Origin of the sequence: Pseudomonas sp. LB-090624 (assembly GCF_003205205.1) — a bacterium.
Lineage (GTDB): Bacteria > Pseudomonadota > Gammaproteobacteria > Pseudomonadales > Pseudomonadaceae > Aquipseudomonas.
This window is the reverse complement of sequence record NZ_QJRL01000058.1, coordinates 1-10,990: the sequence shown is the minus strand read 5'-3', so window position 1 is coordinate 10,990 and position 10,990 is coordinate 1. Positions and strand designations below refer to the sequence as shown.

The window sequence follows — 10,990 nt, the reverse complement described above, 5'->3', positions numbered from 1 at the left end:
CGGCAGCTCAACGAGCAGGCCAACCGCCTGGCGCATCATCTGATCGGGCTGGGCGTGCAACCGGATGATCGGGTGGCGATCTGCGTCGAACGTGGGCTGTCGATGGTGGTTGGCCTGCTGGCCATCCTCAAGGCTGGCGGTGCTTATGTGCCGGTAGACCCGGACTACCCGGCCGAGCGCGTGCGCCACATGCTGAGCGATAGCGCACCGGTGGCGGTGCTGGTGCATGGCGCGACCCGGCATGTGCCGGAAGCGGGCCCGGTCATCGACCTGGACAGGCCGGTGTGGGGCGAAGCGCCAGCCAGTAACCCGGTCGTGGCCGGGCTGACGCCACGCCACCTGGCCTACGTGATTTATACCTCGGGCTCTACGGGGCTGCCGAAGGGCGTGATGAACGCGCATGCCGGGGTGGTCAACCGGCTGTCGTGGATGCAGGACGCCTATGGGCTGGGTGCTGATGACGTGGTGCTGCAGAAGACCCCGTTCAGCTTCGACGTGTCGGTGTGGGAATTCCTCTGGCCGCTGCAGACCGGTGCACGGCTGGTCATGGCCCGCCCTGGCGGGCATCGCGACCCTGAGTACCTGCGTGAAGTGATTGCCCGCGAACACGTCACCACCCTGCATTTCGTACCTTCGATGCTGGATGTGTTCCTGGCCTCGACCGCAAGCGAGCTCCCACAGGTGGTGCGCGTGATCTGCTCGGGGGAGGCCTTGCCGGGCAGTTTGGTGAAGCGCTTCCACGCACAGCTGCCAACGGTCGAACTGCACAACCTCTACGGCCCAACCGAAGCCGCCGTGGATGTCAGCGCCTGGCACTGCGTGACCGCCCCGGACAACACCCCCATCGGCAAACCCATCGCCAACACCACCCTGTACGTGCTCGACGAGCAGCGCCAACCGGTGCCGCAAGGGGTGGCGGGGGAGCTGTACATCGGTGGCGTACAGGTCGCCCGCGGCTACCTCAACCGGGCCGAGCTCACCGCTGAGCGCTTCATCGATGACCCGTTCATGCCTGGCGGGCGCCTGTACCGTACCGGCGACCTGGCCCGCCACCGGCCAGACGGCAACCTCGAATACCTCGGCCGCAACGATGACCAGGTCAAGCTGCGCGGCCTGCGGGTCGAGCTGGGCGAGATCCAGGCCGGCCTTACCGCCATCGCGGGCATCAAGGAAGCGGTGGTGCTGGCCAAGGAGCAGCGCCTGGTTGCCTATTACACCGGTCACCCGCAAACCGTGGAAACCCTGCGCACGTCCCTGCTGGCACATCTGCCGGAATTCATGGTGCCAGCGTTGTTCATGCACCTCGAAGCCTTGCCGCTGAGCCCCAACGGCAAACTCGACCGCAAGGCGCTGCCAGCACCTGGCGCGCTTGAAGAGCGGCCGTACGAATGCCCCGAAGGCGAAACCGAAACCCTGCTGGCTGCACTCTGGTGCGAGCTGCTGGGGGTAGAGCAAGTAGGGCGGAACGACAACTTCTTCGAACTGGGCGGCCATTCGCTGCTGGCAGTGACACTGACGTCGCGGCTACGCGAAAAAGGCCTTGAGGCCGACGTGCGCGCCCTGTTCGACCAACCGACCCTGGCCGGCTATGCAGCCATCACAGACAGAATGGAGATCGTCCTGTGAGCATCGACCAACTTTTGGCAACGCTGACCTCGCACAACGTGCAACTGGCCCTCAAGGATGGCCAGCTGGTGGTGCAAGGCAACCGCCAGGCACTGACCGACAGCGCCCTGGTGGCGCAATTGCGCGCGCATAAACCCGCGTTGGTGGGCATGATCGAGCGCGGCGAGTACGTCGCGGTGAGGCAGGGCGCTGTGCAGGTTCCGGGCAACCTGATCCCCCCGAGTTGTGCGCATATCACCCCACAGATGCTTAACCTGGTGACGCTCGACCAGGCCAGCCTGGACAGCATCCTCGACGCAATCCCAGGCGGCGCGGCCAATGTGCAGGACATCTACCCGCTGGCGCCATTGCAGCAAGGCATGCTGTTCCATCATGCCAGTGCCACCGACAGCGACCCCTACGTCATGCAGGCGCGCTTCGTGTTCGCCAGTGAGGCGCGCCTGCAGGCATTTGCCGACGCCTTGCGCGGGGTAATCGCCCGCCACGACATCCTGCGCACCTCGGTGCACTGGCAGGGGCTGGAAACACCCGTGCAGGTGGTGTGGCGCAAAGCTGAACTGGTGATCCTGGCACTGCCCGCCGATGCTGCCGGAGGCGACTGGCTCGACCTGACCCAGGCGCCGCTGATTCGCCTGCTGCGCGAAGCGCCCGGGGCTGACGGAACACTTGCTGCTACCCTGCAATTCCACCACATCGCCATGGATCACAGCGCACTGGACGTGGTACGCCACGAGCTGATTGCCTTTCTCAGCGGTGAACAAGCCAAGCTGGGGGCACCGGTGCCGTTCCGCAACTATGTGGCGCAAGCGGTGCTGGGTATCGGCGAACCCGAGCACGAAGCGTTCTTCCGCGACATGCTCGGCGATATCGACGAAGCGACCTTGGCCTATGGGCTGCAGGACGTACAGGGTGATGGCGAGGTGCACAACGAGCACCAGGTCGAATTGCCATTGGCCCTGTGCGAGGGCCTGCGCGAGCAGGCCCGCAACTTGGGGGTGAGCGTCGCCAGCCTGTTCCACCTGGCCTGGGGTAGGGTTCTGGGTGGCCTCACCGGGCGCCAGCAGGTGGTATTCGGCACGGTGCTGATGGGCCGCCTGTTGGGCGCCGAGGCCACCGACCGGGCACTGGGTATCTTCATCAACACCCTGCCGCTGCGGGTGGACCTGGACGGCGCCGACCTGGGCAGTGCCATACGTGCCACCCACCAGCGGCTGAGCGCGCTGATGCGCCATGAACATGCGCCGCTGGCGTTGGCCCAGCGCTGCAGTGGCGTCGCCGCACCTGCGCCGCTGTTCAATGCCTTGCTCAACTACCGCCACAGCGCGCCGGGCGGGGTGGAACCGCGCCGGGCTGCATTGGCTGGTATCGACATTGTCGAGTCGGCCGAAGCGACCAACTACCCATTGACCTTGAGTGTGGATGACCTTGGCCAGGCGTTTCGCCTGACCTTGCTGGCCAGCGCCGAAGTGCCCGCCTGGCGCGTCTGCGCCTACCTGCAACAGACCCTGGAAAATCTGCTGCAAACGCCACACGTTGCCGTCAACGGATTGGGCATGCTCCCGGCCACCGAACGCGCCGAGTTGCTGGAGCGCTTCAACGACTGCACTGCCCCTTACGAGCAGCACCTGACCCTGCATCAGCGTATCGAGCAGCGGGCGGTGATGTGCCCTGACGCCATTGCCGCCACCAGCGCCGGGGTCGAGCTCAGCTACGCCGACCTCAACCGGCGGGCCAATGCGCTGGCCCACCACTTGATCACCTTGGGTATCAAGCCTGATGACCGGGTCGCCGTGGTGGCTCGGCGCGGCCTGGACACACTGGTGGGCTTGCTGGCCGTGCTCAAGGCCGGCGCCAGTTATGTACCGGTAGACCCGGCCCACCCGGACGAGCGCGTAGCCTATCTGCTCCAAGACAGCAGCCCGGTGGCAGTGCTGACGCAACAGGCGCTGCAGCATCGCCTGGGAGGTCTGGACGCTCCAGTGCTGTTGCTCGATCAGCCGAACTGGCCGGCGTTCACATGCAACCCGGTGGTGCCGGGTCTTGCGGCCAACCACTTGGCTTATGTGATCTACACCTCCGGCTCGACTGGCCAACCCAAGGGCGTGATGGTCGAGCACCGTTCCGTCAACAACCTGGTGGATTGGCATTGCCGTGCCTTCGACCTGCGCCAGGGCCGGCATACCTCGAGCCTGGCCGGTTTCGGTTTCGACGCCATGGCCTGGGAGGTATGGCCCGCGTTGTGCGCCGGTGCCACGCTGCACCTGGCGCCCTCGGCCGAGGGCCGGGACGATCTGGACAGCATGCTCGCGTGGTGGCAGGCGCAGCCGCTGGATGTCAGCTTCCTGCCCACGCCCGTGGCTGAACACGCGTTCAATCATCAGTTGGAGCACCCGACCCTGCGCACCCTGCTGATCGGTGGCGACCGCCTGCGCCAGTTCAACCGCAACCAGCGCTTCGCCGTGATCAACAACTACGGGCCGACCGAAACTACCGTAGTGGCCAGTTCTGGCGTGGTGGAAGCAGGGGCTGCCCTGCATATCGGCAAGCCGGTGCACAATGCCCGGTTATACGTGCTCGATGCACTGCGGCAGCCGGTGCCACTGGGCGTGCCCGGTGAGCTGTACATTGGCGGCGCAGGGGTCGCGCGTGGCTATTTGAACCGTGCGCAGCTCACGGCCGAGCGCTTTGTCGATGACCCGTTCGCCGCCGAGGGCGGTGGGCGCATGTACCGTACGGGCGACCTGGTGCGCTGGCTGGCGGACGGCAGCTTGGAGTACCTGGGGCGCAACGACGACCAAGTGAAAATCCGTGGCGTACGCATTGAGCTGGGCGAAATCGAGAGCCGCCTGGCGACCCTGGCCGGGATCGACGAAGCGGTGGTCATCGCCCGTGAGGACCACCCTGGCCAGCCGCAGCTGGTGGCCTATTTCACAGCCAGGCCCGATGTACAGCCGCTCACCGCGCAAGGCCTGCGCGCCCAGATGCAGGCGCACCTGCCGGAGTACATGGTGCCGGTAGCCTTCGTCGAGTTGCCAGCACTGCCGCTGACTGCCAATGGCAAGCTCGACCGCCGGGCACTGCCCCGGCCCGAGCGGGCTGCGTTGTTCGAACACGTCTACGAGGCGCCCAAAGGCGAGCTGGAGCACGCCTTGGCGCAGCTGTGGGCAGAGCTGCTCAACGTCGAGCGGGTGGGGCGGCATGACCATTTCTTCAGCCTTGGCGGCCATTCGCTGCTGGCCATGCGCATGGTTTCGCAGGTGCGCCTGCGCCTGGGCGTGGAATTGAGCCTGGCAGAACTGTTCGCCAACCCCGAGCTTGCTGCGGTTGCCCAGGTCCTGGCCAGCGCCGGGCGTAGCGCGCTGCCGGCGATCCTGCCGGTGCCGCACGCGCCTGCGCTGCCCATGTCGTTCGCCCAGCAGCGGCTGTGGTTCCTGGCGCAGATGGAGGGCGGCAGCCAGGCTTACAACATCCCCTTGGCGCTGGGCCTGCGCGGCCCGTTGGATGCCGATGCGCTGGAAAGCGCGCTGTTGCGCATCATGGAGCGCCACCAGACCTTGCGCAGCCGCTTCATCCCGCGCGACGACAGCGCCGAGGTGGTGATCGCCGCCACCCCGGGGGCGGGCTGGTTCCAGTACCAGGAATTGCGCGCCGAGGCCTTGCCGGAGCGCCTGGGCGAAATAGCGGCTGCGCCGTTCGACCTGGCCCACGGGCCACTGCTACGGGCACACCTGCTGCGGCTGGGGGCGCAACACCATGTATTGGCGTTGACCGTTCACCATATCGTTGCCGACGGTTGGTCGCTGGGGGTACTGACCCACGAACTGAGCGTCCTTTACCGGGCGTTGTGCAGCGGCACGGGCGACCCGCTGCCGGCCTTGCCGATTCAGTACGGTGACTACGCAGTGTGGCAGCGGCGCTGGCTGGCCGGTGAGCAGTTGCAACGCCAGGCCGCATACTGGCGACAGGCGCTGGAGGGCGCGCCCAGCCTGCTGAAATTGCCAACCGACCGGCCGCGCCCGGAGCGCCAGGATTTCGCCGGTGCGAGCCTGCCGCTGCATGTCGGGCCGCGCTTGACCGCGGCATTGCGAACCCTGGCCCAGCGCCACGGGGTAACGCTGTACATGACCGTGTTGGGTGCCTGGGCCGCCTTGCTCAGTCGCCTGGCAGGCCAGCCCGAGGTGGTGATCGGTTGCCCGGTGGCCGGGCGCGGCCGAGCCGAACTCGAACCCTTGGCAGGGCTGTTCGTCAATACCCTGGCCATGCGCATCGACGCCCGCCAGGCGCCTGCTGCGCAGGCCTTGCTGGAACACGTGCGTAGCCGTGTGCTAGAGGCTCAGGCGCACCAGGACCTGCCTTTCGAACAGGTGGTGGAAATCGTTCGCCCAACACGCAGCCTGGGGCACACCCCGCTGTTTCAGGCCGCCCTCAACTGGCAGGCCACCGAGGGTGCGTCGCTGCACTTGCACGGCTTGCAATTGCAGGCGGTGCCCCAGGCCGCAGCCGTGGCCAAGTTCGATCTCACCCTCAACCTCGGCGAGCGGGGCGACACCCTGGCCGGCAGCCTCGACTATGCAACGGCGCTGTTCGACGAGGCTACAGTGCAGCGTTACATGGGTTACTTCGAGCGCATGCTGTGGGCCATGGCAGACGATGACCAGCAGCCTCTGACCCAGGTGGAGTTGGTGAGCGAGGCAGAGCGCCAGACCTTGCTGCAAACACTCAACGCCACGCAGTACAGCTACCCCCGTGACCTGCCGGTCCAACGCCTTTTCGAGCAGCGCGTCGCCCGCCACCCGCTGGCCCTGGCTGCCGTGCACGGCGAGCAGGCCTTCTGCTACGGCGAGCTGAACGAGCGCGCCAACCGCCTGGCTCACGCTCTGATTGCCAGCGGCGTAGAACCAGGTGCTTGCGTGGCGATACTGCTACCGCGCTCGCTGACGCTGCTGGTCGCGCAACTGGCCGTGCTGAAGTGCGCTGCCGTCTATGTGCCACTGGACATCCATGCCCCGACCGAGCGCCAGGCGTTCATGGTAGAGGACTGCCAGGCGGCCTTGCTGTTGACCGTTGCCAGCGTCATGGCTGACCTGCCGGTGCGGCGGCTCGAACTGGACCGTCTGTCGCTCGCCTGCCAGCCTGGGCACAACCCCGCAGTGGCGTCGGATGCCGGCAGCACGGCCTACGTCATGTATACCTCGGGCACTACAGGCCAGCCGAAGGGCGTTTGCGTGCCGCACCGCGGTATCGCGCGGCTGGTGCTGAACAATGGCTACGCCGAGCTGCTGGATACCGACCGGGTGGGCTTCGTCTCCAATCCCGCATTCGATGCCAGCACCCTGGAAGTCTGGGGCGCGCTGCTCAATGGCGGCCAGGTGCGGGTGATCGATCACGCCACATTGATCGACCCCCCGCGCTTTTCTGCGGCGCTGGTGGAGCAGGGGATTAGCGTGCTGTTCCTGACCACTGCGCTGTTCAACCAGTACGTGCAGCTGGTACCCGAGGCATTGGCCACCCTGCGGCTGTTGATAAGCGGCGGCGAGCGTGCCGAGCCGGCCGCGTTCCGCGCGTTGCGGCAACGGGCACCGGCCCTGCGTTTGCTGAACGGCTACGGGCCGACCGAAACCACCACGTTCGCCGTCGTCTGCGAGGTCTGCGAGGTAGCAGCAGACGCCGGCCAGATACCGATTGGCCGGCCCATCGGCAATACCCAGGCCTATGTACTGGATGCCTCGCAGCAACTGCTACCGCAGGGTGTGGTTGGCGAGCTGTATATCGGCGGCGATGGGCTGGCCCTTGGCTATTTGAACCACCCGGAACTCACTGCCCAACGCTTCATCGCCGACCCGTTCAGCCAGCAACCCGGCGCGCGGCTATACCGCACAGGCGACCTGGTACGCTGGCGTAACGATGGCCTGCTGGAGTGCCTGGGGCGCAATGACGACCAGGTCAAGATCCGCGGTTTCCGCATCGAACTGGGCGAGATCGAGCAACAACTGGCCCAGGTACCGGGTATCGGCGAAGTGCTGGTGATGGCCGTGGCCGATGAACAAGGGCCGTTGCGCCTGGTAACCTGGTACACCCGGCAGGTGGCAACGTTGACGGCATTGGACCTGCGCAGCCATTTGCGCGGGCGCTTGCCCGAGTACATGGTGCCGTCGGCCTTCGTCGCGCTCGCGCAAATGCCCCTGAACAACAATGGCAAGGTCGACCGCAAGGCCTTGCCTGCGCCGTGCCCACAAGACTTTGCGGTGGCGGCATTCGAGGCCCCTGAAGGTGAGCGCGAGCAGGCCCTGGCAGCGCTGTGGGCCGAGTTGCTCGAAGTTCAGCCGATCGGCCGTAACGACCGCTTCTTCGAACTCGGTGGCCACTCGTTGCTGGCCATGCGCATGCTGGCTCAGGTACGGCAACGCCTTGGCAGTGAGCTGGCACTGGCTGACTTGTTCGTCGATGACAGGCTGGTGGCGGTCGCTGCCTGCCTGGGGCGCGAGGGCCAGGGGCTGCCGGCCATCGCCGGCATGCCGCGTGAAGGTCTGCTGCCGCTGTCGTTCGCGCAGCAACGGTTGTGGTTCCTGGCCCAGTTGCAGGAGGCCAGCGCGGCCTATCACATCCCGTTGGCACTGCGGCTGGAGGGCAAGCTGCAGCGCACAGCCTTGGAGCGGGCGCTGCGGCGCTTGATCGAACGCCACGAAAGCTTGCGCAGCTGTTTTGTCGAGCGGGACGGCGAACCCCACGTGGTGCTGGCAAGCGACAGCAGCGGCTTCGCGCTGGCTTGGCAAGACTGCCCCGGGCTGGACCAGCCAGGCCTAGCACTGTTACTGGGTGATGAAGCCGGCCGGGCCTTCGTGCTGGACCGTGAATTGCCGATACGCGGGCAGGTACTGCGATTGGCCCAGGACCAGCACGTCCTGTTGCTGACCTTGCACCACCTGGTTGCCGATGGCTGGTCGCTGGGCGTCCTGGTGAGAGAGCTGGTTGCGCTCTACCAGGCCTTCAGTACCGGCCAGCCCGACCCATTGCCCGCCTTGCCGGTGCAGTACCTCGACTATGCCATGTGGCAGCGCCGCTGGTTGTGTGGTGCTGCCTTGCAAGAGCAGGTTGATTACTGGAACGCCCAGCTCAGCGGCGCGCCGGCACTGATCAGCCTGCCCTGGGACCGACCCCGACCGGAACGCCAGCAGTACGCCGGAGCCAGCGTGGAACTGACCCTGGACCCGCGCTTGAGCGACGAACTGAAGGCGCTGTGCCGACGCCATGGCGTCACGCCATACATGCTGTTCATGGCCGCCTGGGCGGTGTTGCTGGCGCGTCTGGCTGGCCAGGATGAAGTGGTGATCGGCTCGCCGGTCGCCAACCGCCAACGCGCGGAAGTAGACGGCCTGATCGGCATGTTCGTGAATTCGCTGGCAGTACGCGTGGATGTGTCCGGGGCACCGGATGTGGCCACGTTGTTGGGTCGGGTCAAGGCCGTGATACTGGCCGGGCAGGCGCACCAGGACTTGCCGTTCGAGCAGGTGGTCGAAATCCTGCGTCCAAGGCGCAGCCTGGCGCATACGCCGCTGTACCAGGTGTCGCTGGACTGGGATGCCAACCCCGGCGGCCAACCCCTGCAACTGGCTGATCTTGAAGTAGCCGCTATGGGTAGCCAGGCCAGCATTGCCAAGTTCGACCTTAGCTTGAGCCTGGGCGAGCGGGCCGATGGCTTTGCCGGCGGCATCGTCTACGCGACCGCTTTGTTCGACCGGGCGACCATCGAGCGTTTTGCTGGTTATCTGAAGCAGGTGCTATGGGCGTTCGCGTCGGGTGACCGGGCGATCCCGGCCCACGTAGGCCTGCCCGCTGCGGATGAACGCCGGCGGTTACTGCTGGAGTTGAATGACACGGCCGTTGACTACGACCTTGAACAAACCTTGCATGGCATGATCGAGGCGCAGGTCGCGCGCACGCCGCATGCCGTGGCCGTGCGGGCTGAAGAAGGTGAGCTCACCTACCGGCAGCTCAACGAGCAGGCCAACCGCCTGGCGCATCATCTGATCGGGCTGGGCGTGCAACCGGATGATCGGGTGGCGATCTGCGTCGAACGTGGGCTGTCGATGGTGGTTGGCCTGCTGGCCATCCTCAAGGCTGGCGGTGCTTATGTGCCGGTAGACCCGGACTACCCGGCCGAGCGCGTGCGCCACATGCTGAGCGATAGCGCACCGGTGGCGGTGCTGGTGCATGGCGCGACCCGGCATGTGCCGGAAGCGGGCCCGGTCATCGACCTGGACAGGCCGGTGTGGGGCGAAGCGCCAGCCAGTAACCCGGTCGTGGCCGGGCTGACGCCACGCCACCTGGCCTACGTGATTTATACCTCGGGCTCTACGGGGCTGCCGAAGGGCGTGATGAACGCGCATGCCGGGGTGGTCAACCGGCTGTCGTGGATGCAGGACGCCTATGGGCTGGGTGCTGATGACGTGGTGCTGCAGAAGACCCCGTTCAGCTTCGACGTGTCGGTGTGGGAATTCCTCTGGCCGCTGCAGACCGGTGCACGGCTGGTCATGGCCCGCCCTGGCGGGCATCGCGACCCTGAGTACCTGCGTGAAGTGATTGCCCGCGAACACGTCACCACCCTGCATTTCGTACCTTCGATGCTGGATGTGTTCCTGGCCTCGACCGCAAGCGAGCTCCCACAGGTGGTGCGCGTGATCTGCTCGGGGGAGGCCTTGCCGGGCAGTTTGGTGAAGCGCTTCCACGCACAGCTGCCAACGGTCGAACTGCACAACCTCTACGGCCCAACCGAAGCCGCCGTGGATGTCAGCGCCTGGCACTGCGTGACCGCCCCGGACAACACCCCCATCGGCAAACCCATCGCCAACACCACCCTGTACGTGCTCGACGAGCAGCGCCAACCGGTGCCGCAAGGGGTGGCGGGGGAGCTGTACATCGGTGGCGTACAGGTCGCCCGCGGCTACCTCAACCGGGCCGAGCTCACCGCTGAGCGCTTCATCGATGACCCGTTCATGCCTGGCGGGCGCCTGTACCGTACCGGCGACCTGGCCCGCCACCGGCCAGACGGCAACCTCGAATACCTCGGCCGCAACGATGACCAGGTCAAGCTGCGCGGCCTGCGGGTCGAGCTGGGCGAGATCCAGGCCGGCCTTACCGCCATCGCGGGCATCAAGGAAGCGGTGGTGCTGGCCAAGGAGCAGCGCCTGGTTGCCTATTACACCGGTCACCCGCAAACCGTGGAAACCCTGCGCACGTCCCTGCTGGCACATCTGCCGGAATTCATGGTGCCAGCGCTGTTCATGCACCTCGAAGCCCTGCCGCTGAGCCCCAACGGCAAACTCGACCGCAAGGCGCTGCCAGAGCCCGGCGCGCTGCAGGATCG

At 66.3% G+C, this 10,990-nt stretch carries 2 protein-coding genes; both read left to right on the top strand.

The annotated features are described in order from the left end of the window. Positions 1-1,626, top strand: a 1,626-nt coding sequence (locus DMX11_RS25390) for an amino acid adenylation domain-containing protein (protein ID WP_146230384.1), incomplete at its 5' end; no start/stop codon positions are given. Next, positions 1,623-10,990, top strand: a 9,368-nt coding sequence (locus DMX11_RS25385; protein WP_146230383.1) for a non-ribosomal peptide synthetase, incomplete at its 3' end; no start/stop codon positions are given. The genes DMX11_RS25390 and DMX11_RS25385, both read left to right, overlap by 4 nt.